The organism is Dinoroseobacter sp. PD6 (genome assembly GCF_028807315.1).
In the GTDB taxonomy this organism is placed as follows: domain Bacteria; phylum Pseudomonadota; class Alphaproteobacteria; order Rhodobacterales; family Rhodobacteraceae; genus Dinoroseobacter; species Dinoroseobacter shibae.
In genome coordinates, this window is record NZ_JARAMN010000005.1 from 93,622 (window position 1) to 116,014 (window position 22,393).

Sequence of the window (22,393 nt, forward strand, 5' to 3'; positions counted from 1 at the left end):
CGCTTCAATCAACCGAGGTCGATTAGAAGGACATCGCGATCCCGAAGGATGCGGTGGTGAAGTTGTCGTCGTCCTCCGGATCCCAGAGGGAGGCCACACCGGCTTGCAGCTCTGCGCCGCCACCGAGGTCATACTCGACACCGATACCGTAGGTGGTGCCGTCGACGTCGCCGATTTCCACCTGGTTCACGCCGAAGGTGATGCCGTAGGCGCCGAGGTCATAGGCACCGGACAGACCGTAGGCTTCTGCGTCCACGTCGAAGTCGTTGCTGTGATCAGCGTAGACGAAGTCGAGGTCAAAGCCTGCGAAGGTACCGCCAACGGTCACACCGATGGTGTCACCACCGCCGAGGTCGCCACCGATTTCAACTTCGTCGACTTCCATGTAGGACAGGCCAGCGCGGAAGGCGCCGAAGTCGTACTCGGCGACGATGCCGAAGTCCTGCTCATGCGCGTGGGCCGTTGCCGTCAGCGACAGACCGCCGAAGGAACCCTGGTACATGATGTTGGAGCGACCGCCTTCGTCTGCGTTGAACAGAGCTTCGGCGTCCAGGAACAGGATCGCGTCGATCAGGTTGTCAACGCCAACGCCGTCGTAGCCGGGGTCACGGGTGTTACCGAAGCCCGCCTGGTCAGGTGCGGTGTCGAGCGCACCAACGGTTAGGGTGCCGAAGCCGGAGGTGATGAAGATTTCCGGGTCGATGCCCTGGGCGTTCTGGTTGCCTTCAGCGTCGGAGTCGGACTCGAGCTCGGCGCTCATGCCGAAGCCCAGGCCGCCATCGGTTTCGCCGGAAGCGGAGAAGTCGAACTGGAGTTCGTAATCCAGGAACAGCTCTTCGGTATCGTCGGAGCCGGGGCCCTCGGCCGGAGCGCTGGGGTCAGCGCGGTCTTCGATGTAGATGATGCCGAACTGGGCGGAGCCGCCGAGTGTCACGTCGGCATAAGCGAAGCCGGACGTAGCAACCAGGGCGGTAGAAGCGATGAGAAGCTTTTTCATCGGATTTCCCTCGTGTGTTAAACAGTGCACCCCAGCGCAGTGCATCCGGCTGGGTATGCTTCTCTTTCCGCCTTTCCCAACTTGATTGCAAGAAATGGCATTTGAGGGTTTCCGTTCTGCGGATGGAATGGTGCAACAAAGACACAGTGAAAAAACCGGGCTGGAATCGGGGCTCGGCGGAAACCCGCGGCGGGCGTGGTGCCGGGCGATCGGCCCCGTGTCGGAACGGGTTGTGAGGCTCGGGCCGCTCGGGTACACAGCCTGCGGAATGGTCGATCCGGGATGGGCGAGGAGAGCGACATGGCGCAACGTTTCAACAGGTCCGCGTGGCTTGGTCTGCCGGTCGTTTTTCTGACGGCCTGCGGTCTGGGGCCGAGTGCGCCGCGGGACCAGTTGCCGACCAATATCGACGATGCGCCCGGGACCGACAGCACGATCTGGGACCTGTTCGATGCGCGCGACGATCCCAACACCACGGTCGAGGTGAACAAGTATATCTGGGCCGCGGCCCTCGATGTGCTGGATTTCCTGCCGATCGAGACGGTGGATCCGTTCACCGGGGTGATCGTGACCGGGTTCGGCACGGCACCGGGGTCGAGCCGGGCCTACCGCGCGACGGTCTATGTCCAGGACCCGGCGCTGGATGCGCGGTCGCTGCGGCTGGCGCTGGCCACGCGGTCGGGGCCTGCGGATCCGGACACGGTGCTGGCGGTCGAGGATGCGATCCTGACCCGTGCGCGGCAGCTGCGTCTGCAGGACAGTCGTCTCTGAGCGGGATCAGTCGTCGAGGCTGGTCCAGTTCCGCGCCCAGGCGCGGGCCTCTTCGAGTTGGTCGCGTTTGAATTCCCTGATCTGAAGATGGGTCAGCCTGTCCGCGAGCCGGGTGAAGGGGCTGAACCATGTCAGGTCGCTGACCACGGCGACCCGGCGGAATTCGGACCAATGGGCGAGGTCGAATTTCAGCCCGTCCCAGAGCGTGCGGGCATCGAACCCCTCGAAACTGTCGATGACTTCGACGAGGCTGAGCGGGCCGCGGGCCAGTTCGGCTTCGAGTTTCGGCACGACCTCTTCGAACTCGGCGTGGGTTATCTTGCCCGAGACGGTCAGCTCGACCACGCGGGCCTGGCTGTCGGCGGTGTAGGTCACGGCCATGATGGGTCTCCCTCCTTGATCCTTCGGGGGCAGGATACCGGCCGGAGCGCAGGTTGTCACCGCCGTGACTTCCACGCGCGGCGGCCGCCTGCGGTCTTGGCGTGGAAGTCGGGCGGGCGTATGGCGACCCAGGCGATGAAGGTGGCGAGCCGGGGATGGGCGCGCAGCGCCGCGATGCTGGCATAGCTGCGGGCAAGCTCCGCCTCCGAGAGGGTGGCGTGGATCTCGTTATGGCAGATCTGGTGGAGCAGAACCGTGGGGCCGCCCTTGCCGCCGCGCAGCTTCGGGACGAGGTGGTGCAGGCTTTGGGGCGCGCCCGGCGGGATCGGGCGGTCGCAGAGCGGGCAGAGGGGCGGCGCGTCGGGCTGGTCCATGGGGCAAGGGTGGGGCGCGGGCGGGCAGTGGCAAGTGGGTTGATTTCCGCGCGCGGAGCCCGGATGACGGGGGCATGTCAGGTATCGCCCCCTTGCCCGAGATCGAGACGGATGCGCTGGTCGTGGGGGCCGGTCCCGCGGGGCTGATGGCCGCCGAGCAGCTGGCGCAGGCGGGGTTTTCCGTGCGCATCGCCGAGCAGATGCCCAGTGCCGGGCGCAAGTTCCTGATGGCGGGCAAGAGCGGGCTGAACCTGACCAAGGATGAAGAGATGCCCGCGTTCCTCGGGGCTTATGGCGGGGCGGCGGCGTGGCTGGCGCCGATGCTGGAGGCGTTCGGGCCGCGGGATGTGCAGGACTGGGCCGCGGGGCTGGGCCAGCCGGTCTTCACCGGGTCCACGGGGCGGGTGTTTCCCGAGGCGATGAAGGCGTCGCCGCTGCTCCGCGCGTGGCTGGCGCGGCTGGCGGGCCTGGGCGTGCGGCTCGACACGCGCTGGCGCTGTGTCGGGTGGCAGGACGGGGCGCTGCGGTTCGAGACGCCCGCGGGGCCGGTGCGGGTGCGGGCGCGGGCGGTGGTGCTGGGTCTGGGCGGGGCGAGCTGGCGGCGGCTGGGCTCGGACGGGGCCTGGGCCGTGTGGATCGGGGCAGCGTGCGCGCCGTTCGCCCCGGCGAATGTGGGGCTGCGGGTGGATTGGAGCCCGCCTATGGCGCGCCATTTCGGGGCGCCGGTGAAGGGGGCCGCGCTGTCGTCCGGTGGGCTGGTGTCGCGCGGCGAGGTCGTGGTCTCGGCCCGGGGGCTGGAGGGCGGCGGGCTCTATCCGCTGGGCCCGGTCCTGCGGGAGGGCGCGGAGTTGCGGGTGGATCTGTGCCCGGACCTGGAGGTCGGGGCGCTGGCCGCGCGACTGGCCCGGGTGCCGGCCAAGGCCAGCGGGGCCAGCCGGTTGCGCAAGGGCGCGGGCCTGTCGCCGGTCAAGCAGGCGCTGGTGCAGGAATGCGCGCGCCCCCTGCCGCGCGATCCGGCGGATTTGGCGCGGGTTCTCAAGGATTTGGGGGTGCCGCACCAGGGGGTGCGTCCGCTGGACGAGGCGATTTCGGTGGCCGGGGGTGTCGCGCGTGCGGCGCTGGACGACCGGTTGATGCTGCGCGACCGGCCGGGGGTGTTTGCCTGCGGCGAGATGCTGGACTGGGAGGCGCCGACGGGGGGCTACCTGCTGACGGGCTGTTTCGCGACGGGGCGTTGGGCCGGGCTGGGGGCGGTGGACTGGCTGCGCGGTGCTCAGGCGGCGGCGCGGGCGTAGGCGGGGCGGGCGCGCATTCGGGCGAGATAGGCGTCGAGCGGGTCGGGCAGGGCGGGGAATTTCGCCAGTTTCGCCCAGCCGAGGCAGTGACCCAGCACGATGTCGGGCAGGCTGAGCGTGTCGCCCATCAGAAACGGAGCCGCGCCGAGGTCATCGGCAAGCCGGGCGGCGTTGCGGGAGAACTCGGTCTTCAGGCTGTCCTTGATGGCGGGGACACGCTCCGCCTCCGGCAGCACGAAAGAGTGGCGCGCGGCGGTCCAGAGCAGGGCGTCGATTTCATCGAGGATGCGGAAATGCAGGGCGTCCTGCCGGGCGCGGTCGAGGGTGCCCGCGGGGTGCGTGAGCCCGCCATGGCGGTCGGCGAGATAGGTGAGAATCGCGCTGCTGTCGGAGATCGGGGTGCCGTCGACCACCAGCACGGGGATCTTGCCTCCGGGATGGACGGCGCGGACCGCCGCCGATTGGGGCGGCTCGGGGTGGTGGGTGAAGGGCAGCTCCAGCTCGTGCAGCGTCCACAACACGCGGAAGGCGCGGCTGCGCGGGGTGCCGTAGAGGGTATAGTCGGGCATGGGGGCCTCCGGTCTCAGCGTTGGGCGTTCAGCATGGCGAGGCGGATGAGCGCGCGTTCCATCAACGCCATTTGCGGGGCCTTTTGCGAGGACCGCAGGGCGAGGTCGGTTTCGGTCAGGATCGAGAGCGCGGTTTCCAGTTTCGGCGCGCCCCAGGACTGGGCCTGGCGGATCATACGGTTGCGGGCCGGGCCGAAGACCGGTGGGCGGGCGCGGGAGATGCCCGCGGCGGGGCCGCCGGGGTCGATGGCGGCGGTGTAGAGGCGGCGGAAATGCATGACCGCGCCGATGCAGAGCCGGACCGCGCCCTCGCCCTGGCCCGAAAGCCGCGCGATGAGGGGCGGGATGCGCGCGACCTCGGCCTCGGCCACGGCATGCAGGAGCGCGTCGATCTCGGCCTCGGTGGTGGCGGGGGCGACGGCGGCGAGATCCTCGGGGGTGATCGGGCTGGCATCGCCGTGCTTGTAGAGGGCGAGCTTCTCGACGATCTGCGCGAAGTCGCCGGGATCGACCGCGCGCGACAGGTCCGTCAGGTCCGACATGGCGTCGCGCCCGACCTCGGCGATGCCGGCGCTGCGCAGGAGTGCTTCGATTTCGGCCCGGTCGGGGGGGTCGTCATAGATGCCCGCGGCATAGGCGTTGCGATGCCCCTCGAATGCCTTGCGCAGGGCGGATTTCGCGCCGAGGCTGCCGGCGGTGACCACGAGCACCGCGTCGCCCTCGCGCCAGTCGCCCAGGGCGGCGGTGATGGCGGGGGCCGCCTGATCGGTCGCGGCATCCACATGGACGGCGCGGGGGCCGGGATACATGCTGATCGCCTTCATCGCGTCCATCAGGGCGGCGGGATCCCGGCGCAGGTCGGGGCCGTGCAGCCGGGTCAGGCGCATTTCCTCGTCGCCCTTCTCGCCCACCAGCGCCTTGAGCAGGGCCTGGCGGCGCAGGGAGACCCGCATGGCATCCGCGCCGTAGAGCAGGATGCCCGCCCGTCCCGGTTCGGGCCGGGCGACAAATCCCGGCAGGTCGCGGGGGGCGAGTTTCATTGCGGCAGGCTGTCGGCATTGGCCAGAAGCCGGGTGACGACCAGGTCGGCGAGGATGATCATCAGGCGGCTGCGGGCGTCGCGTTCGGCCGAAAGCGTGCTGACCGTGGTGCCGGTGGCCGAATAGGAGGTCAGGCTGTTGACCTCGCCCGACAGAAGGTCGGTCTCGGACCCGATGGGGCGCAGGCTGTAGCGCGCGGTGCCGATCAGGTTGAAGCGGGTGATGTCGCGGGCCCCGACGAGGGTGAGGGAATCCTCGGTCACGCGGGGGGCGATGGTCAGCTCGTAAAGCGGGGTGTCCGGGCGGCCGAGGCGGGCTTCGATCTCGCGCACGATGTCGAATTCGTCCGGGGTTTCGGGGTCGGGCATGCGGACCGCGCCACGGAGCCGGGTCGCCTCTGCGCCCGGGGCATAGACCGGCGTGAAGCCGCAGGCGGCGAGGGGTGCCGCCGCCAGCAGGATCAGGAGGGTGCGGCGGTCAAATGACGACATTCACGATCCGGCCCGGCACGACGATGAGTTTTCGGGGCGCGCCCCCGGCGAGCGCCTTGAGCACGGCCGCGTCCGCCAGCGCCAGTTTCTCGACCTCTTCCCGGGGCATGTCCTTGGGCACGGCCAGCTCGGAGCGGCGCTTGCCGTTGATCTGGATCGGCAGGGTGACGGTGTCTTCGACGAGCAGCGCCGGGTCGGCTTCGGGCCAGGGCGCCTCGGCCACCAGGCCGATGCCGCCGAGTATCGACCAGACCTCTTCGGCGAGGTGGGGCGTCATGGGCGACATCAGCTGCGCCATGGTTTTCAGGGCAGCGCGCTTGTCGGCGCGGGGGGCCTTGGATTTCTGGATCGTGTTGGTGAATTCGTAGAGCTTGGCCACGGATTTGTTGAAGGCGAAGCCTTCGATCCCGGCGGTGACCTCGGCGATGGCGCGGGCGGTGGCGCGCGCCAGGGCGCGCGCCTCCTCGGCGCTTCCTGCGGTCGCGGCCTCCTCGGCATTCCGGCGCAGATCCTCGGCCAGACGCCAGACCCTTCCGAGGTGCTTGAAGGCGGCCTCGGCGCCCGAGGCGGTCCATTCCACGTCACGCTCCGGCGGGCTGTCGGACATCACGAACCAGCGCGCGGTATCGGCCCCGTAGGCGTCGATGATCGCGAGCGGGTCGACCACGTTGTTCTTGGATTTCGACATCTTGGCCGACGGCACGATATCCACCGGCGCACCGGTCTTTTTCAGGACGGCGCCCTCCTCGGTCGTTTCGACCTCCTCGGGGTAGTGATAGACCGGGCGGCCATCGGTGCCGGTGGTCTTGTAGATCGCGTGGGTCACCATGCCTTGCGTGAAGAGCGCGTCGAAGGGTTCGCGCGCGCTCTCGGGCAGGTGGCCGCAGAGATGCATCGCCCGGGCGAAGAAGCGTGAATAGAGCAGGTGCAGGATCGCGTGTTCGACCCCGCCGATATACTGGTCCACGTTCATCCAATAGCCGACCTCGGCTGGGTCCGTGGGCGTCTCGGCCCGGGGGGCAGTGAAGCGGGCGAAGTACCAGGAGCTGTCGACGAAGGTGTCCATGGTGTCGGTTTCGCGCCGGGCGGGGGCGCCGCAGGCCGGGCAGGCGCAGTCGCGCCAGGACGGGTGGCGGTCGAGCGGGTTGCCGGGGATGGAGAAATCGATGGGCCGCCCGTCCTCGTCATAGGGCAGGGCGATGGGCAGGTTTTCCTTGCGCTCGGGCACCACGCCGCATTTGTCGCAATGGACGACCGGGATCGGGCAGCCCCAGTAGCGCTGGCGGCTCAGGCCCCAGTCGCGCAGGCGGAACTGCTCGACACCCCGGCCCCAGCCCGCGGCCTCGGCGAAGTCGATGGTGGCCTCGATCGCCTCCTGCCCGGTGGCGATGTCTAGCCCGGCGAAATGCTCGACCCAGCGGACGGGTTCGGTTTTCGGCGGCACGAAGGCGGTGTCGCCCACGGGCGTCGGGTCGTCGAGAGCGAAGAAGGTGTCGATCACCGGCAGGTCGTATTTGCGGCAGAAATCCAGGTCGCGCTGGTCATGGGCCGGGCAGGCGAAGATCGCGCCGGTGCCGTAATCCATCAGGATGAAATTGGCGATCCAGACTGGGAGCTCCCAGTTCGGGTCCAGCGGATGGCGCACCGTGATCCCGGTGTCGAAGCCGAGTTTCGGCGCGGTCTCAAGTGCTGCCTCGGTGGTGCCGCCGCGCGCGACCTCGGCCAGGAAATCGGCGACCTCGGGGCGCTGGGCTGCGAGCGCCTTGGCGATGGGATGGCCCGGGGAAATACCCACGAAGCTGGCGCCCATCAGCGTGTCGGGCCGGGTGGTATAGACCGGGATCGGGTCGCCGCCATCGGTGCGCGCGAAGGCAAACTCCAGCCCCCGCGATTTGCCGATCCAGTTGGCCTGCATCAGGCGGACCTTTTCGGGCCAGTTCTCCAGCCCGTCCAGCGCGCTCAGCAGGTCGTCGGCGAAGTCGGAGATCTTGAAGAACCATTGGGTCAGCTCGCGACGCTCGACCTCGGCGCCGGAGCGCCAGCCCTTGCCGTCGATCACCTGCTCGTTGGCGAGCACGGTCATGTCCACGGGATCCCAGTTGACCACGGCGTTCTTGCGATAGACCAGGCCCTTTTCCAGGAAGTCGAGGAACATGGATTGTTGCTGGCCGTAATAGGCCTCGTCGCAGGTGGCGAATTCGCGCGACCAGTCAATGCTGAGGCCGAGAGGTTTCATCTGCGCCCGCATCTCGGCGATGTTGGCGTAGGTCCAATCCTTGGGGTGGCCGCCCGTGGCCATGGCGGCGTTTTCGGCGGGCATGCCGAAGGCGTCCCAGCCCATGGGATGCAGGACCGAGAAGCCGCAGGAGGCCTTGTAGCGCGCGATCACGTCGCCCATCGTGTAGTTGCGCACATGGCCCATGTGGATGCGGCCCGAGGGATACGGGAACATCTCGAGCACGTAGTATTTCTGCTTCGCTGGGTCCGGGGTCGCGGTGAAGGTGCCGGCCAGATCCCAGGCGGCGCGCCATTTCGGCTCGATCTGGGCGGGGTCGAAGCGGGCGGGGGCGGAACCGGCGGGCGTGTCGGCGGGCATGGGCGTGGGACTTTCCTGTGGCGTGGTCGCGGGAAGGTCTAGCCCCCTGTGCAGGCGAGGTCTAGGGGCGCGCGCCGCCGGTCAGTTGCGGCGGCGGTTGGTTTCGCCGGGAATGTTGAACAGGTTGGAGGACAGCTGTGCCGGGCGGGTCAGGGGGCCAAGCTCGATCACTGTCTGCTCGCCGGTCTCGCCGACGATGACCCAGCGGGCCAGCCGCACGGGATCGGCGGCGAATTGCAGGGCGATGCGGCCGTATTCCGGATGCGCGGGGTCATGGGCGAGCACGGTGGTCAGATCGCCGTCCAGTTGGTGGCCGAAGATCGCGTCGGAGCCTTCGAGATCCACCTCGCGCGACAGGATCACGTTCAGCGGAGTGCGCCGCAACGGGTAGCTTTCGGGGGTCGGGTCGCCCTTGGCGTCGAAGATCGCGACCGTGCCGCCGCCGACCATGACCAGCACCTCCGCGGGCGGGTCGTATTCGAACCGTGCGCGGCCGGGGCGGCGCAGGTAGAGCGTGCCGGTGGAGGTCGAGCCATCGGCATTGCGCTGGGTGAAGCGGGCCTGGACAAGGTCGAGGCCGCGCAGATAGGCGGCGATCTCGGGCAGCGGGATCAGGCTCGCGGCCCGGGCGAGACCGGGGGTTGCGAGACCGGCGAGGGTGAGGGCGGTAAACTGGCGTCTGTTCATGCACCCAGAGGTAAGCGGGGCGGGGCTGCTATGCCATAGCGGGCGGCTCACCTCTGCGCGATTTCGCCCATGGGGCGGGGTGCGCAGGTGCCGGGGCATCACCCGGCGGCGGCGCATGTCGCCGCCGCGCGCCCCGGTGTCAGCCTTGCTCGGGCACGAGGATTTCGCGTTTCCCGACGTGGTTGGCCGGGCTGACGAGGCCTTCTTCCTCCATCTGTTCCACAAGGCGCGCGGCCTTGTTGTAGCCGATGGCCAGCTTGCGCTGAATGTAGGAGGTGGAGCATTTGCGGTCCTTGATGACCACGGCCACCGCCTGGTCGTAGAGCGCGTCTTCGCCGTCGGTGTTGCCGCCGAGGCCGAGCACGAGGTCGATATCGCCCTCCTTGTCCTCGTCCACGCCTTCGACCACGCCGCTCATGTATTCGGGGGGGCCGAAGGATTTGAGGTGGGTGACGACTTCCTCGACTTCCTCGTCGGACACGAACGGCCCGTGGACGCGGGTGATGCGCGAGCCGCCCGCCATGTAGAGCATGTCGCCCATGCCCAGGAGCTGCTCGGCGCCCATCTCGCCCAGGATCGTGCGGCTGTCGATCTTCGAGGTGACCTGGAAGGAGATCCGGGTCGGGAAGTTGGCCTTGATCGTGCCGGTGATCACATCGACCGAGGGGCGCTGGGTTGCCATGATGAGGTGGATGCCCGAGGCGCGCGCCATTTGGGCCAGGCGCTGGATGCAGGCTTCGATCTCTTTGCCGGCGACCATCATCAGGTCGGCCATCTCGTCGACGATGACGACGATATAGGGCAGGGCGACGGGTTGGCTGTGCTCGGTCTCGAACACGGGCTCGCCGGTTTCGTCGTCGAAGCCGGTCTGGACGGTGCGGGTGAACATCTCGCCCTTGGACAGCGCGTCCTTCACCCGGCCGTTGTAGCCTTCGATGTTGCGCACGCCCATCTTGGACATCTTGCGATAGCGTTCCTCCATCTCGGCCACGACCCATTTCAGGGCGACGACGGCCTTTTTCGGGTCCGTCACCACCGGGCTGAGCAGGTGCGGGATGCCGTCATAGACGCTGAGTTCCAGCATCTTGGGGTCGATCATGATCAGGCGGCATTCCTCGGGGCTGAGCTTGTAGAGCAGGCTCAGGATCATGGTGTTGATCGCCACGGATTTGCCCGATCCGGTGGTCCCCGCGATCAGCAGGTGAGGCATCTTGGCGAGGTTGGCGACCACGGGCTCGCCGCCGATATCCTTGCCGAGGGCGAGCGGCAGGCGCAGGTTGCTGTCGCCGAAGTCGCGGCCCGCCAGGATCTCGCGCAGCACGACCTTTTCGCGCTGGGCGTTGGGCAGTTCGATCCCGATCACCGAGCGGCCCGGCACGGTGGAGACCCGTGCGGACAAGGCCGACATGGAGCGCGCGATATCGTCGGCCAGACCGATCACGCGCGACGCCTTGAGGCCCGGTGCCGGTTCGAGTTCGTACATGGTGACGACGGGGCCGGGGCGGACGCTGACGATTTCGCCCTTCACGCCGTAATCGTCGAGCACGGATTCGAGCATGCGGGCGTTTTCCTCAAGTGCTTCGTCGCTGAGATGCAGGCGCTCGACGCTGATCGGGTTGGTCAGCAGAGATAGGGGCGGGGCCTCGTAATCGGGTGCCGGGGCCGGGTCGAATTGCAGGGCGGGCTGGGCCTCGGCCTGGGCCGCGCGGGAGGGCGGAGTTGCCTTGCGCGGCGGGTGCTGGACCACGGATTTCGGCTCCGGCGCGCGGGGGCGCTGGAAGGTCGGTGCGGTGCGGTCGAGGACCTGCGGTGTTGGTGCAGGGGGCGGGAGGTCGTCGTCGGATGCGTCGTCAAAAGGTGCGTCGAGGTCATCGAGCACGTCGGTGTCCATGTAGGATGCTGGGGGGTCTTGTGGCTCCGGGGACCACTCCTCCGGAGCGAGAGGGGCCGTGCCGAGGGTTGCCGCCATCGGCGGGATGGTGGCGCGGCGCAGGGGCGGCTCCGGCGGCAGGGCGGCCTCGGCGGCGGGCGCATCCTTGGGCAGGATCAGCGCGCGTCCGGTTACCCGGTTGCGGCGCCGGGTGATGGCGTCGGTAATCGCGGCAGAGATGCGATCGGGTTCCTGCGTCTCGCCCTCGGGGGTTTCGGCCGTGGCCTCTGCCGTCGGGGAAGGGCGTGCCAGGGCGCGGGCCTTGACCCGGGCCAGCAGGCTCGGCTTGGCGGGCAGCGCGTCCTCGGGGGCAAGCTCGGCTGCGAGGGCCGCGGGGTCGTGCGATTCGGTGGCATGGGCAGGGGTGTTTTCGGTCAGGACCGGCTCGGCGCGCAGCACGCGGGCGGGCGCATGTCCCGACACGACCGGGTCGCGGCGCACGGCGGCGATGGCGGCGGCCTTGTAGGCGTCCTGGGCCCCGGCCTGTTCGGCGGCGCGGGTCTTGCGGGCCTCCCACCCGGCGGTGCCGGCGGCCATGGCGCGGGAGCTGGCCTTGCCCAGCCCGGCGAGAGCGGCCTCGTAGACATTGACCAGACCGACCAGCAGGAACACCCCGATGCGGGTCAGTTCGCTGCGCACGAAGCCCGCGACATAGAGCAGGAGGGCGATCATCCCGACCGCCAGCGTCAGGGAGGCGAGCTTCAGCCCCGCCGCCGCCCCGAGGGGCGAGACGCCGAGCAGCGCGCCCAGCACCGTGTCGCCGAAGAGCCCGCCGAGGCCGAAGGAATGGGTCCAGTCCGACCCGGGCACGAGGGTGGCCGCATAGACCGCGGCGCAGGCCACGGCGATGGGGGCGAAGATCATCCGGCCCACGAACCGCTCCGACCCGCGGTGGAGCAGGAACCGCCCGCCCCAGACCGCGAGGATCGCCACCAGCGCCCAGGCGCCGTGCCCGATGATGATGTTGAGCGGCGCCGCGACGGTCGCACCCGGACGGCCCATCCAGTTCTCGGCCGGGGCCTGGCTGGTGCTCATCCAGCCGGGATCGTCGGGCACGTAGCTGGCCAGCGCGAGGCCCAGCATCGCCGCCAGCGCCAGCAGCCCGAGGCCGAGCAACTCCCGCCCGCGTTTTTCCAGCGCGGCCTGGGTGGAGGTGTCCAGCAGGGGGTCTCTCTGTCGGGCGGGGTGGTAAGCCATGGACGCGCTCTCCTCAGGAATACAAACTGTCGCGAATAAGGGTCAGGCCGCGGGCCACATCCGGGGCGTCGGCCACGAGGGCCACCCGGATGAAACCTGCGCCGGGGTTGCCGGTCTCGGTGTCACGGCTGAGATAGGCGCCGGGCAAGACCCGTACGCCGGTCTCGGTCCAGAGCTTCAGCGCCGCGGCCTCGCCGTCTTCGACCGGCAGCCACAGGAAGAAGCCGGCCGCCGGGCTGGTATAGCCGGGCACGGGCCGGAGGATCTGGTCCGCGGTGTCGAACTTGGCCGCGTAAAGGGCGCGGTTCTCGACCACATGGGCCTCGTCGCGCCAGACGGCGGTGGCCACGGAGTGCAGGGGGCCGGGCAGGGGGGCGCCGGCATAGGCGCGCAGCTTCTTCATCTCGGTCATGGCGCGCGGCCCGCCCGCGGCGAAACCGGAGCGCAGCCCCGGCAGGTTGGAGCGTTTGGACAGGGAATGGAAGATCACCACGCGCTCGGGGTCGGCGCCCATGGCGGTTGCGATTTCGAGCGCGCCGCAGGGCGGCGTGTCGCGGTAGATCTCGGCATAGCATTCGTCCGCGAAGACGTAGAAATCATGCTTTTCCGCAAGCCCGATCAGGGCGCGCCAATACTCCGCATCCGCAACGGCGCCCTGCGGGTTCGAGGGCGAGCAGATATAGGCGATGGCGATCCGGTCAAGCGTCTCGGGCGGCAGGGTTGTGAGATTGGGCAGAAACCCGGTCTCGGCGGTGGCATTGACGAAGAGCGGCCGGGCCCCGGCGGCCTGCGCGCCCACGGCATAGACCTGATAGAACGGGTTGGGCATCGCCACCAGCGGCTGCCCGCCCGCCTTGGTGTCGGGGCAGAGTGCGAGGCAGGCTGCGAACAGCCCCTCACGGGTGCCGTTGAGCGCCAGCACCTGCCGTGCGGGGTCGAGCGTGACGCTGTAGCGCCCCTGCACCCAGTCGGCGATGGCGGCGCAGAGTTCGGGCGCGCCGTCATTGGGCGGGTATTTGTTGAAGAGCGGCAGGGCCTCGGCCAGCGCGTCGGTGGCGATCTTCGGGAACGGGTGCTGCGGCTCGCCAATGGACATGGCAAGGGTCGGGCCACCGGGCGGGTGGCCGTCCAAAAGGGCCCGCAGACGCGGGAACGCATATTCCGGAAGCGCAGAAAACCGCTCGGGAAAATCCATGACTGCCTCAGTATCCGGGGTCTGACGCCCCTTGTTGGCGATCAGAATACCGGCAGAGCCTTGCGCGGTCTACGAAAAACAGGCGCACGGGGGTGCGCCTGTTGCCCGATTGCCCGGATCGCGTCAGGTCAGCGCGGCCTCCGCCGCCGCCCCGAGCCGCAGGAGGGCGGCCTCGCCGAAGGGTTGGCCCATGATCGACAGCCCGCAGGAGGGGGTGCCCGTGGGCAGGTTCAGCGCGCAGACCCCCATCAGGTTGCCGATGCGCGTGTTGCGCAGGGCGAGCAGGTTTTCCTCGACAAAATAGGCCTTTTCCGACAGGAGCCGGTCCACATTGGGCGGCAGGGTCGGGGCGGTGGGCAGCAGCACGCCGTCGAAGGCCCGGGTGCGGTCCGCCCAGACCGCGCGCAATTCGACCAGCTTGCGCCAGCCCGCCACATAGGCCGGGGCATCGTAGTCCCGCCCGCCGCGGAAGCGGTCGAGGATGGGGGGGAACATCTTTTCCGGGGCGGCCTCGATCACGTCCTTCCAGATGCCGTAGGCTTCGGTGGCAAAGAGCACACCGGACAGCGCAAGCGCCTCGTCCACCTCGGGGGCGTGCAACTCGGTGATCTGCGCGCCCGCCTCGGCCAGACGCGCCACGGCGGCCGCGAAGGCCTGCTCGGGCTCGGGCCGGATGTCTTCGAACGCGCCGGTGCGCAGGACGGCGAGGCGGGTGCCTGTGAGGGTTGCGCCGCGCAGGTCGGGGGCTTTCGTGCCCCCGAGGGCGCCGAGCAGGAGCGCCGCGTCCTCCACCGTGCGGGTGAGGGGGCCGACCGTGTCGAAGGCGCTGGCAAGCGGCACGGCGCCTTCGAGCGACAGCAGGCCGGAGGTTGTCTTCAGCCCCACGAGATCGTTCCAGGCCGAGGGGATGCGCACGGACCCGCCGGTGTCCGAGCCGATCCCGGCGGCGGCCAGCCCGAAGGCCACCGACGCCGCGGCGCCCGACGACGAGCCGCCGGGCACTGCACCAGGGTCGTTGATGTTGGGCGGGGTGGCGGTGATCGGGTTGAGGCCAAGCCCCGAGAAGGCCAGCTCCGACAGATGCGTCTTGCCGAGGCAGACGAGCCCCGCCGCGGTGGCGTTCGCCAGCACCTCCGCATCGCGGTCGGGCGTGCGGCCCTTCAGAAGGGCCGTGCCGGACTCCGTGGCCACGCCCGCGGTGTCGAACAGGTCCTTCCAGGAGATCGGCACCCCGTCCAGCGGCCCGTGCCGGGTCTGCGACCTGGCGCGATCATGGGCGGCCATCGCCTCGGACAGGGCGCGGTCGGGCGTCGTGCGGGCATAGATGCGCGGGCTTTCGGCGCGCGAGGCGATCTTGTCGAGATAGGCCTCGGTCAGGGCCACCGGGTCCAGAGTGCCCTCTGCGATCGCGCGCCCCTGCGCCGCCGCGCTTGCCGTCAGCCAGCTTTTGTCCATTCCGCACCCCGTTTTCGCCGTTGAGAGACATTTCGCCGCGAAGCTACAGGGGCCGGCTGCGATGGACAACGCCCTGGCGCAAGGCATATCCAAGGGTATGGCGGATTTTGACAGTGATATCCTGATCGTGGGCGGCGGGCTGAACGGCCCGACCCTGGCCCTGGCCCTGGCGCAGGCGGGTTTGCGCAGCACCGTGATCGATGCGCACAGCGTGGATCGGCGCGCGGACCCGGCCTTCGACGGGCGCAGCTATGCCCTGGCGCTGGCGTCGCAGCGGATGCTGGCGGCGCTGAGCCTGTGGGACGGGTTGGAGGAGCGCGCGCAGCCGATGCTGCGGATCAAGGTGTCGGACGGGCGGCCCGGCGAGGGGGCCGCGCCCTGGTGGATGCAGTTCGACCATGCCGAGATCGAAGAGGGCCCCATGGGGTTCATGGTCGAGGACCGCTACCTGCGCCGCGCGCTTCTGGCCGCGATGGAGGAGTGCGCCGAGATTGCTCATCTGAGCGAGACGACCGTGATCGACCAGCAGGTCGATGCGGACGCTGTGACCGTGACCCTCGCGGATGGCACGAGCCGGCGCGGCCGGCTGCTGGTGGGCTGTGACGGACGCGCCAGCGGGACCGCGCGGCGGGCCGGGATCGGGCGCACGGGCTGGGGCTATGACCAGACGGCGTTGGTTTGCGCCGTGTCCCACGAATTGCCCCATGAGGGGACCGCGCATCAGTTCTTCATGCCCGGGGGGCCACTTGCGATCCTGCCGCTGCCGGGCAATCGCAGCTCGATCGTGTGGTCCGAACGGACGGCGCAGGCCGAACGCTTCGCCGCGCTGGACGATGCCGCGTTTCTGGAGGCACTGCGGCCGCGGTTCGGGGATTTCCTGGGCGAGATCGCGTTGGTTGGCGCGCGCTTCACCTATCCGCTGAGCCTGACGCTGGCCAACGCGATGGTGGCGGATCGGCTGGCGCTGGTCGGAGACGCGGCCCATGGCGTACATCCGATTGCCGGGCAGGGTCTGAACCTCGGGTTCCGGGATGTGGGCGCGCTGGCCGAGGTGCTGGCGGATGCGGCGCGGCGGGGCGAGGATATCGCGGCGCGGGATGTGCTGGACCGCTATGCGCGCTGGCGGCGGTTCGATACGGCGACGCTGGCGGTGGCGACCGATGCGGTGAATCGGCTCTTTTCCAACGACAACCCGCTACTGCGGTTGGGCCGTGACCTGGGCATGGGGCTGGTCAATGCCCTGCCCGGCGCGCGCCGGACTTTCATCCGCGAGGCGGCTGGTCTGACCGGGGATGTGCCACGGCTGCTGCAGGGGCGGCCGGTCTGAGCCTGCGCGGGCAACGCGCTTCGAAGCGCGTTGGACCCGGGTCCGACGCTTTGTCTTCAGGTGATCCTTTGGCGCAGCGGGGAGTGCGAAGGGCCAACAAGCGCCTTCGAAGGCGCTTGGCGCTAGCTGGACCGCTCGGACATGGAGGTGAGCTTTGCGCTGAGCTCGGCGTGAAGCCGGGGATTGGCCGCCACCACGCCCTTGGTCTGTGCCGACGGGTTGTTGAACCGCAACCCTGCGCCGTGGCGGTCAGTCGTTTGCCCCCCGGCTTCCTCCACGATCAGGCAGCCCGCGGCGATGTCCCATTCCCAGCTGTTGCGCAGGGTCAGCATGGCATCGAACCGCCCTTCGCCGGTCAGCGCCAGCCGGTAGGCCAGCGAGCTGCGGAAATGCCGGTCCAGGGCGGGTGGCGTGCCGCCCCAGTGGTGGCTCTCCAGGTTCGGCCGCGCGGCCAGCACGGTGGCGCCTGCGACCTCCGATCGGGTCGAGATGCGCAAAGCGGTGCCGTTCAGGGCCGCGCCCGCGCCGCGTGCGGCGGTGTAGAGCTTGTCGCGCAGGGGCAGGTAGACGACCCCGGCCACGGGTATGCCGTTCTCGACCACGGCGAGGGCGTGGGCAAAGGTGCGCTGCCCGGCCATGAAGGACCGTGTCCCGTCGATGGGATCGACGACGAAAACTCGCTCGTGGTCCAGCCGGTCCGGCGTGTCCTCGGTTTCCTCCGACAGCCAGCCGTAATCCGGGCGCGCGGCCAGAAGCTCCGTGCGGAGCATCCGGTCCACTTCGAGATCGGCCTCGGTCACGGGGCCTGCACCGCCCGGCTTGTCCCAGGCTTCGGGGTCCTGACGCCAGTGCTTCTCGGCGATCCGGCCCGCCGCCTGGGCCGCGTCGATCAGGAGCGCGAGGTCAGGCGCCGGCAATCGTCAGTCCTTCGACCAGCAGGCTGGGGATCACGCGGCTCAGATGGGGCCGGGCGTCGTTGCCGGGCACCAGGGTCTTGAGCATGTCGCGCAGGTTACCCGCGATGGTGCATTCGTTCACCGGGTAGGCGATCTCGCCCTTCTCGACCCAGAAGCCGCTGGCCCCGCGGGAGTAATCCCCGGTCGTGGGATTGATCGAGGCGCCGATCATCGAGGTCACCCAGAGCCCGGTGCCCATGTCCCGTGCGAGTGCTTCGGCGGGCTTGTCGCCCTGGGTCAGGGCCACGTTGGTCACCGAGGGCGATGGCGGGCTGGAGGTGCCGCGGGCGGCATTGGCCGTGCTCGGCAGGCCCAGCTTGCGGCCCGTGGCCAGATCGAGCGTCCAGCCCTGCAGCACCCCGTTGTCGACAATGAGTCGACGCGCGGTCGGCAGGCCCTCGGCATCGAAGGGACGTGATCCCGTGGCCCGCGGGCGGTGGGGATCCTCGACGAGGCTCAGGCCCGCGGGCAGCACCTGCGTGCCGAGCGCGTCGCGCAACCAGCTGGAGCCGCGGGCGATGGCGCTGCCGCTGATCGCGGCCAGCAGGTGTCCGATCAGGGCGCTGGAAATCCGTTCGTCGTAGAGCACCGGGAAGGCGCCGGTGGGCGGTTTGCGCGCCCCGGCCCGGGCGAGGGTGCGTTCGGCGGCGCGTTTGCCGACTTCTTCGGGGCTGGGCAGGTCGGCCTGGAAGATCCGGCTCTCGCCTGCGTAGTCACGCTCCATCCCGGTGCCCGTGCCGGTGATGGCCACGGCAGAGAGCCCACGGTCGGTACGTGCGTAGCCGCCCGAAAACCCGCCGCTGGTGGCCAGGTGCACGGCGCGGCGGCCATAGCCCGCGCTGGCGGACTGGACCTGGCTGATGCCCGGCAGGGCGAGGGCCGCGGCCTCCGCACGTCGCGCGTCGTCCTCGAGCGCGGCGGGGTCCGGCTCCGGGCTGGGGTCTTGCAACTCCAGCGCGTCGATGTCCCAGGAGGTGGCGAGCGCGTCCGGGTCCGCGAGCCCGATATAGGGGTCGTCCGGTGCCTCGGCGGCCATGGCCACGGCGCGTTCGGCCATCTCGCGGATCGTGTCGCCCGAGGTATCGGAGGCCGAGACCAGCGCCTGTTTCTGGCCCAGCAGGACCCGCAAGCCGAGATCGATCCCTTCGGAGCGCTCGGCCTGTTCGAGGGCACCGGCGCGCACGTCGATGGACACCGAGGTGCCCTTCACCGCCATGGCATCGGCGGCCTCGGCCCCCGCGGCCTTGGCAGCACTCAGGAGGGCATCGGTCAGGGCAGACAGGTCTTGCGGCATGGCACAGGTTCTCCGGGAAACACTCGCTCTGACCTAGGTCGCGCCGCCCCCGGGTGCAAGCGGTTGTCCGGCTTCGCTCAGCGCAGGCGCATCCCGTTGGCCACCAGCCCGCCATCGGGTTTCAGCTCGATCTCTGCCGAGAGCGTGTCGGGATCGTTGCTGGGCGTGGTCAGCATGGCGATCACCATGCGCGCGCCCATGACGTCCGACGGCCGCAGGAGGCCAAGCTCGGCCAGGTTGTCCAGAAGGCCGTTCAGACCGCGCGATGTCATGCCGATGCGGCCGCTCAGCGCGGGCAGGCCGGGCATGGTGCCGCCGCGAGACAAGTCCACATCGAAGCCGCCTTCCGCGGTGATCCGGGCGCCCGCGGCATCCAGGACGAGCCGGTTGATCGAGAGGCTGTCGAGGTCGAGCATGGTCCGGGCGCCTGCGCGCGGGTCCAGCAGGTCGTCGGAGGCGCGCCCTTCGCCGGTCAGGTCCACCTCCAGCGTGGCGGGACTGCGCGGCAGGAGGCCGACGGGATCGAACATCGCCCAGACCTCTTCGTCCACGGTCAGCTCCTGCAGCTTCAGGCCCAGCCCGATCGGGCGCACGTCCTCGGTGGGGGTGGCGGGCAGGGTGATCTGCAACGCCATGTTCGCGGCGGCGGCATCGAGGGGCGAGGCCAGCGAGGGCACCAGCGCCTGGATGTCGAGCCCCTGGGCCCGGGACGCCACCGAGACCTGTCCATCGGCGAAGGAGACCGCGCTGCCGCCGCCGGTCGTGGACAGGGCGGCCCCGCCGGCCACCCCGTCGATCTGCCCACCGACCGCGAGGCTCAGCCGGGCATGGCGGCTTTCGAAGCTGTAGGGCGTCTGCCCGGTCAGGAGGGCCGCGGTGTCCGCCGTGGGCGACATCAGCAGCGCACTGCCCCGGTCCGAGAAGGCGTAATCCGTCAGCGCGATCTGCAGCCGCAGCGCGCTGTCGTCCTCGGGCGCGCTGAGCGCGACGGCGCCGGACATCTGGGCGACGCTGAAGGCGCTGTCGGCGATTTCTGCGCCATAGGCCGACGACAGGGCGAGATCGGTGAAGGTCCAGGTGAATTCCGACACCTCCGCCGTGCCATCATCCTCGAACGCGCTCAGCCGCAGGACCGCCGCCGGGGTGGTCGTGTCGAAGGACATGTCGCCCGGTGCACCGCTGGCCAGGGTGACGAGGTCGGTGGTCTCGAGCAGCAGCTCGGCCCGGTCTATGCCGACGCCGCTGTCATCTTCGAGCAGGATCCGGAGTTGCGGCGGATAGACGATCTCGACCCCGCCCGTGTCCAGTTCACGCAAGGTGAGCCGGTCGATCAGGGTGGTGACGCGGGGCGCGTCCTCTTCGGAGATCAGCGTCACTCCCTCCAGCGTCAGGGTACCGGCGCCGGGGGTGGCAACCGCGGCGCGCTGGCGCAATCCGCCGCGCTCCGAGATCTGCTGCATCTCTTCCCAGACCTGTGCCGCGGTGAGGGCCAGGGCCGGCGCGGGCAGGCCCAGCACGAGCAGCGAAAGCGCCGAAAAACCCGCGCGGCGGAGAAGGGGAAAGCGCATAGAGACCTCTCTGGTCGATGTGTCGAGAAAACACTTTCTTTGTTCCTGCCTCTCCGTATACGGTCAAGCCCCGAGGGGTGAGAGCGGGCAAAAACAAGAAGGGATTACCCGGTCCATGAGCCAAGTTTCCGGAAAATCGGTTCTGATCACCGGCGCCAGCACCGGCATCGGCGAAGCCGCGGCGCGGGCCTTTGCGGCGGCTGGCGCCCATGTGACGTTGCTGGCCCGGAACGGGGAGGCTTGCACCCGGATCGCCAAGGAGATCGGCGGCGGTGCGCTCGCCATACCCGGTGATGTCAGCGACCCTGCCACCCTGCCTGCGGCGGTGTCGCAGGTCTGTGCCACCTACGGCAAGCTCGACATTCTGATCAACAACGCGGGGGTGATCACGCCGATCGCCCCGCTGGAGACGGTCGATGCCGCCGCCTGGAGCGCGCTGATCGATATCAACCTCAAGGGGGTCTTCTACGGGATGCGCGCGGCGCTGCCGGTGATGAAGGCGCGCGGGGCAGGCACGATCATCACCATCAGTTCGGGCGCGGCCCATAACCCGCTGGAGGGGTGGAGCGCCTATTGTGCCTCCAAGGCCGGGGCGGCGATGCTGACCCGCTGCGCCCATCACGAGGCGGGTGGCAGCGGGCTGCGGATCATGGGGCTGAGCCCGGGCACCGTGGCCACGGAGATGCAGAGCGTGATCAAGGGCTCCGGCGTGAACCCCGTCAGCCAGCTCGACTGGTCGGTGCATATCCCTGCCGACTGGCCCGCCCGCGCCCTGGTCTGGATGTGCGGCCCGGAGGCGGATGCCTATATCGGCACGGAGATCTCCCTGCGGGACGAAGACCTGCGACAGAAGATCGGACTGACATCCCCATGATCGAGACCACCCATGGTGACGGGCAGTGCGTGATCACCCTGAACCGGCCGGACAAGGCCAATGCCCTGACCGCGCCCATGCTCGAAGCGCTGGAGCGCGCCCTGATCGAGGCGGAGGCCGCCGGACTGCGCGTTGTCGTGCTGACCGGGGCGGGCAAGGTGTTCAGCGCCGGGGCCGACCTGGAGGCGGCGCGCAATGGTGGGCTGACCACCCACCCGGTCTGGGAGCGGGTGTCGTCGCGCATCGCAGGCTATCCGGGGCTGACCGTGGCGGCGCTCAACGGGACTTGCGCGGGGGGCGCGCTGGGCATGATGTTGGCTTGCGACCTGCGGGTCGCGGTGCCGACGGCCAAGGTGTTCTACCCCGTGCTGAAGAACGGGTTCCTGCCGCAACCTTCGGACCCGCCGCGGTTGGCGGCGCTGTGCGGGGTGAGCCGGGCGAAGATGATCCTGCTGGGCGGGGCCAAGGTGGCGGCGGAGACCGCCCTGTCCTGGGGCCTGTTCGACCGGATCGCCGCGCCGGAGGAGTTGATGGAGGCGGTGGACGGCTTCACCGTCGATGCCAAGGGCGCATCGCCCGGCTTGCTGGCACAGATCAAGGCCCTGTGCCATGGCGATCAACCCGGCCGCGACCGGCCCGGCCCCAGCCCGGCACCGGCGATGCAGCGGCACCCGCAGCCGCTGGGCACAGAGGCGGTGTTCACCGCCTCTGTCCCGTCTGCGGAGCAGGACACGGGGCGCTAGGGACTCAGCGCTTGTTGCAGGACTTCAACTGGCGGTCGTACATCGCCGCCCGTGCCGCCACGTTGTTGGCCACCCGCATCAGCCAGGCTTTCTGGTTGTAGCTGCCCCGGGCATAGCCGGTATGGCCCTCGTGATAGGCCAGGTACTGCCGCCGTGCGTCCGTCTTGGGGATGCCATTGCGCTGCTCGGTCTTGGTCATGTACCAGCCCATGAAATCCGTGGCATCGCGGATGTTGTTGCGCTTGGCGCGCCACCGGCCCTCTTCGGCGAGATACTCGTCCCAGGTGCCGTCGAGCGCCTGGGAATACCCGTAGGCCGAGCTGACCCGCCCCATGGGAATCACCCCCAGCGCGAAACGGTAGGGGGTGCGCGCATCGCTCTTGAAGCGGCTCTCCTGGTAGATGGTGGCCATCTGCACGGGGACGGGCACGTCCCATTTGCGTTCCGTCCGCTCCATCGCCTTGAGATAGGCCGGGCGCTGGGCGACGATCGCGCAGGCATCATCCAGCCGCGAGGGCGGATTCGATCCTGACCCGCCGCATGCGGCCAGCAAAAGGAACACCATCGAGAGGCGAAGTTTACTGCTCATCCTGCTCTCTCAGTCTTTTGTTATTCCCACAAGCTTAGCCAAAAACAGGCTCTCGGAAAATGGT

19 protein-coding genes and 1 pseudogene are annotated in these 22,393 nt (G+C 69.4%); 5 read left to right on the plus strand and 15 right to left on the minus strand.

The features are described from left to right. Positions 1-22 precede the first annotated feature (22 nt). A complete protein-coding gene (locus tag PVW48_RS10555; RefSeq protein ID WP_274581305.1) occupies positions 23-997 on the minus strand; it encodes a porin in 975 nt (324 codons plus the stop codon). Positions 998-1,297: 300 nt separating this feature from the next. Between PVW48_RS10555 and PVW48_RS10560 the strand changes: the two genes are divergently transcribed. Then, positions 1,298-1,768 (plus strand): DUF3576 domain-containing protein, encoded by a 471-nt coding sequence (locus PVW48_RS10560; protein WP_012176726.1) that lies wholly within the window; start codon positions 1,298-1,300, stop codon positions 1,766-1,768. Between the two features lie 6 nt (positions 1,769-1,774). Here the strand turns inward: PVW48_RS10560 and PVW48_RS10565 are convergent, their stop codons facing one another. Further along, a complete protein-coding gene (locus PVW48_RS10565) occupies positions 1,775-2,149 on the minus strand; it encodes an STAS/SEC14 domain-containing protein (protein ID WP_012176727.1) in 375 nt (124 codons plus the stop codon). A gap of 56 nt (positions 2,150-2,205) precedes the next feature. Continuing rightward, complete coding sequence (locus PVW48_RS10570; RefSeq protein ID WP_274581306.1) at positions 2,206-2,523, minus strand: HNH endonuclease; 318 nt, start codon at positions 2,521-2,523, stop codon at positions 2,206-2,208. A 74-nt stretch (positions 2,524-2,597) separates the two neighbouring features. Between PVW48_RS10570 and PVW48_RS10575 the strand changes: the two genes are divergently transcribed. Beyond that, complete coding sequence (locus tag PVW48_RS10575) at positions 2,598-3,818, plus strand: TIGR03862 family flavoprotein (RefSeq protein ID WP_274581307.1); 1,221 nt, start codon at positions 2,598-2,600, stop codon at positions 3,816-3,818. On the opposite strand, the gene PVW48_RS10580 is transcribed toward PVW48_RS10575, so the two are convergent. From PVW48_RS10580 to PVW48_RS10615, 8 genes are all read right to left on the minus strand, one after another. Further along, positions 3,797-4,387 carry a glutathione S-transferase family protein gene (locus tag PVW48_RS10580; protein WP_274581308.1) on the minus strand — a complete coding sequence of 197 codons (591 nt, stop codon included), beginning with the start codon at positions 4,385-4,387 and terminating at the stop codon, positions 3,797-3,799. The genes PVW48_RS10575 and PVW48_RS10580 overlap by 22 nt on opposite strands. 14 nt (positions 4,388-4,401) lie before the next feature. Continuing rightward, positions 4,402-5,427 carry a DNA polymerase III subunit delta gene (holA, locus tag PVW48_RS10585; RefSeq protein WP_274581309.1) on the minus strand — a complete coding sequence of 342 codons (1,026 nt, stop codon included), beginning with the start codon at positions 5,425-5,427 and terminating at the stop codon, positions 4,402-4,404. Then, positions 5,424-5,918: an LPS assembly lipoprotein LptE gene (gene lptE, locus PVW48_RS10590; RefSeq protein ID WP_274581310.1), complete on the minus strand. Its 495-nt coding sequence runs from the start codon at positions 5,916-5,918 to the stop codon at positions 5,424-5,426. Before lptE ends, holA begins: the two co-directional genes overlap by 4 nt. Next, positions 5,905-8,514, minus strand: a complete 2,610-nt coding sequence (gene leuS, locus PVW48_RS10595; protein ID WP_274581311.1) for a leucine--tRNA ligase — start codon at positions 8,512-8,514, stop codon at positions 5,905-5,907. Before leuS ends, lptE begins: the two co-directional genes overlap by 14 nt. An 81-nt stretch (positions 8,515-8,595) precedes the next feature. Then, positions 8,596-9,201 carry a LolA family protein gene (locus tag PVW48_RS10600; RefSeq protein ID WP_044027558.1) on the minus strand — a complete coding sequence of 202 codons (606 nt, stop codon included), beginning with the start codon at positions 9,199-9,201 and terminating at the stop codon, positions 8,596-8,598. Between the two features lie 139 nt (positions 9,202-9,340). Continuing rightward, entirely contained in the window at positions 9,341-12,328 is a 2,988-nt protein-coding gene (locus PVW48_RS10605) for a DNA translocase FtsK (RefSeq protein ID WP_274581312.1), read from the minus strand. Between the two features lie 13 nt (positions 12,329-12,341). Next, entirely contained in the window at positions 12,342-13,523 is a 1,182-nt protein-coding gene (locus PVW48_RS10610) for an aminotransferase class I/II-fold pyridoxal phosphate-dependent enzyme (RefSeq protein WP_274581313.1), read from the minus strand. Between the two features lie 123 nt (positions 13,524-13,646). Next, positions 13,647-14,978, minus strand: a complete 1,332-nt coding sequence (locus tag PVW48_RS10615; protein WP_274581314.1) for an amidase — start codon at positions 14,976-14,978, stop codon at positions 13,647-13,649. A gap of 61 nt (positions 14,979-15,039) precedes the next feature. Between PVW48_RS10615 and PVW48_RS10620 the strand changes: the two genes are divergently transcribed. Continuing rightward, positions 15,040-16,305, plus strand: coding sequence for an FAD-dependent monooxygenase (locus PVW48_RS10620; RefSeq protein WP_443112674.1), 1,266 nt, complete (start codon positions 15,040-15,042; stop codon positions 16,303-16,305). Between the two features lie 122 nt (positions 16,306-16,427). On the opposite strand, the gene PVW48_RS10625 is transcribed toward PVW48_RS10620, so the two are convergent. The 3 genes from PVW48_RS10625 to PVW48_RS10635 all read right to left on the minus strand — a co-directional run bounded on the left by PVW48_RS10625 (position 16,428) and on the right by PVW48_RS10635 (position 20,123). Beyond that, on the minus strand, positions 16,428-17,222 hold the full coding sequence (locus tag PVW48_RS10625; protein WP_274581316.1) for an inositol monophosphatase family protein: 795 nt from the start codon (positions 17,220-17,222) through the stop codon (positions 16,428-16,430). Then, positions 17,209-18,555, minus strand: coding sequence for a TldD/PmbA family protein (locus PVW48_RS10630; RefSeq protein WP_274581317.1), 1,347 nt, complete (start codon positions 18,553-18,555; stop codon positions 17,209-17,211). The genes PVW48_RS10625 and PVW48_RS10630 overlap by 14 nt, the downstream gene beginning before the upstream one ends. A 77-nt stretch (positions 18,556-18,632) precedes the next feature. Further along, positions 18,633-20,123 (minus strand): hypothetical protein, encoded by a 1,491-nt coding sequence (locus tag PVW48_RS10635; protein ID WP_012176747.1) that lies wholly within the window; start codon positions 20,121-20,123, stop codon positions 18,633-18,635. 115 nt (positions 20,124-20,238) lie between these two features. Between PVW48_RS10635 and PVW48_RS10640 the strand changes: the two genes are divergently transcribed. Continuing rightward, positions 20,239-20,997: an SDR family oxidoreductase gene (locus PVW48_RS10640; RefSeq protein WP_274581318.1), complete on the plus strand. Its 759-nt coding sequence runs from the start codon at positions 20,239-20,241 to the stop codon at positions 20,995-20,997. Beyond that, positions 20,994-21,602, plus strand: a pseudogene (locus tag PVW48_RS10645) (enoyl-CoA hydratase/isomerase family protein); the annotation flags it as partial. The gene PVW48_RS10640 and the pseudogene PVW48_RS10645, both read left to right, overlap by 4 nt. Positions 21,603-21,744: 142 nt before the next feature. On the opposite strand, the gene PVW48_RS10650 reads toward PVW48_RS10645, so the two are convergent. Further along, positions 21,745-22,329, minus strand: coding sequence for a transglycosylase SLT domain-containing protein (locus PVW48_RS10650; RefSeq protein ID WP_012176750.1), 585 nt, complete (start codon positions 22,327-22,329; stop codon positions 21,745-21,747). Between the last annotated feature and the right edge of the window lie 64 nt (positions 22,330-22,393).

What these genes read in the sequence shown, in the direction of transcription:
- PVW48_RS10555 (WP_274581305.1), bottom strand. Translation starts at nt 997, where the DNA reads ATGAAAAAGCTTCTCATCGCTTCTACCGCCCTGGTTGCTACGTCCGGC.
- PVW48_RS10630 (WP_274581317.1), bottom strand. Translation starts at nt 18,555, where the DNA reads ATGCCGCAAGACCTGTCTGCCCTGACCGATGCCCTCCTGAGTGCTGCC.
- PVW48_RS10580 (WP_274581308.1), bottom strand. Translation starts at nt 4,387, where the DNA reads ATGCCCGACTATACCCTCTACGGCACCCCGCGCAGCCGCGCCTTCCGC.
- PVW48_RS10635 (WP_012176747.1), bottom strand. Translation starts at nt 20,123, where the DNA reads ATGCGCTTTCCCCTTCTCCGCCGCGCGGGTTTTTCGGCGCTTTCGCTG.
- PVW48_RS10610 (WP_274581313.1), bottom strand. Translation starts at nt 13,523, where the DNA reads ATGGATTTTCCCGAGCGGTTTTCTGCGCTTCCGGAATATGCGTTCCCG.
- lptE (WP_274581310.1), bottom strand. Translation starts at nt 5,918, where the DNA reads ATGTCGTCATTTGACCGCCGCACCCTCCTGATCCTGCTGGCGGCGGCA.
- leuS (WP_274581311.1), bottom strand. Translation starts at nt 8,514, where the DNA reads ATGCCCGCCGACACGCCCGCCGGTTCCGCCCCCGCCCGCTTCGACCCC.
- PVW48_RS10560 (WP_012176726.1), top strand. Translation starts at nt 1,298, where the DNA reads ATGGCGCAACGTTTCAACAGGTCCGCGTGGCTTGGTCTGCCGGTCGTT.
- PVW48_RS10570 (WP_274581306.1), bottom strand. Translation starts at nt 2,523, where the DNA reads ATGGACCAGCCCGACGCGCCGCCCCTCTGCCCGCTCTGCGACCGCCCG.
- PVW48_RS10600 (WP_044027558.1), bottom strand. Translation starts at nt 9,201, where the DNA reads ATGAACAGACGCCAGTTTACCGCCCTCACCCTCGCCGGTCTCGCAACC.
- PVW48_RS10575 (WP_274581307.1), top strand. Translation starts at nt 2,598, where the DNA reads ATGTCAGGTATCGCCCCCTTGCCCGAGATCGAGACGGATGCGCTGGTC.
- holA (WP_274581309.1), bottom strand. Translation starts at nt 5,427, where the DNA reads ATGAAACTCGCCCCCCGCGACCTGCCGGGATTTGTCGCCCGGCCCGAA.
- PVW48_RS10565 (WP_012176727.1), bottom strand. Translation starts at nt 2,149, where the DNA reads ATGGCCGTGACCTACACCGCCGACAGCCAGGCCCGCGTGGTCGAGCTG.
- PVW48_RS10640 (WP_274581318.1), top strand. Translation starts at nt 20,239, where the DNA reads ATGAGCCAAGTTTCCGGAAAATCGGTTCTGATCACCGGCGCCAGCACC.
- PVW48_RS10605 (WP_274581312.1), bottom strand. Translation starts at nt 12,328, where the DNA reads ATGGCTTACCACCCCGCCCGACAGAGAGACCCCCTGCTGGACACCTCC.
- PVW48_RS10615 (WP_274581314.1), bottom strand. Translation starts at nt 14,978, where the DNA reads ATGGACAAAAGCTGGCTGACGGCAAGCGCGGCGGCGCAGGGGCGCGCG.
- PVW48_RS10620 (WP_443112674.1), top strand. Translation starts at nt 15,040, where the DNA reads ATGGACAACGCCCTGGCGCAAGGCATATCCAAGGGTATGGCGGATTTT.
- PVW48_RS10650 (WP_012176750.1), bottom strand. Translation starts at nt 22,329, where the DNA reads ATGAGCAGTAAACTTCGCCTCTCGATGGTGTTCCTTTTGCTGGCCGCA.